The organism is Cellulomonas carbonis, assembly GCF_014636275.1.
In the GTDB taxonomy this organism is placed as follows: Bacteria; Actinomycetota; Actinomycetes; order Actinomycetales; family Cellulomonadaceae; genus Actinotalea; species Actinotalea carbonis.
The window spans coordinates 1-512 of the sequence record NZ_BMEB01000067.1 but is presented as its reverse complement, the minus strand read 5'-3'; the positions used below and the strand labels follow the sequence as shown (position 1 = coordinate 512).

The window sequence follows — 512 nt, the reverse complement described above, 5'->3', positions numbered from 1 at the left end:
ATCGCGAACCGGGGAGCCACCTCGGCGAGTGCCCCTTCCACGGTCTGGGCCGTGGTCTCTGCAGGCGTCGAGAACTGCAGGCGCAGGAAGAACTGACGAGAATCGGGGGAGGAGAACTGCTGGGATTCGGTGATGTTGCCGCCCAGGCCCGCGAGCACCCCGGTCACGGCGTGGACGATGCCGGTCGAATCGGGGCAGGTGACTCTCAGGATCCATTCGCAGCTCATGGACTCGATCCTAATCGGTGGCTGCGCTCAACGCCCACTCCGAGTCGGCATCCGGATGGCGGTCGCGGCCCCGGAAGCAGGCGGCGTCGCTGTTAGCATGGTGCCGGGTGACGGCCGCGGTTTGCGCGCTGCCTCGCTCCCATCATCGGATGCCACAGGAGAGTACTCATGACCGAAAACTCGATGCAGGCTTCGCTTGCCGACATCGACCCGCAGATTGCCGAAGTCCTCGACCTCGAGCTGGGCCGCCAGCGGTCGACGCTCGAGATGATCGCCTCGGAGAAT

General features: G+C 65.4%; 1 protein-coding gene. It reads right to left on the bottom strand.

The window, feature by feature from the left end:
• Window positions 1-227: ACT domain-containing protein (locus IEV86_RS17730; protein WP_188484863.1), on the bottom strand; the 227-nt coding region annotated here is incomplete at its 3' end.
• Between the last annotated feature and the right edge of the window lie 285 nt (window positions 228-512).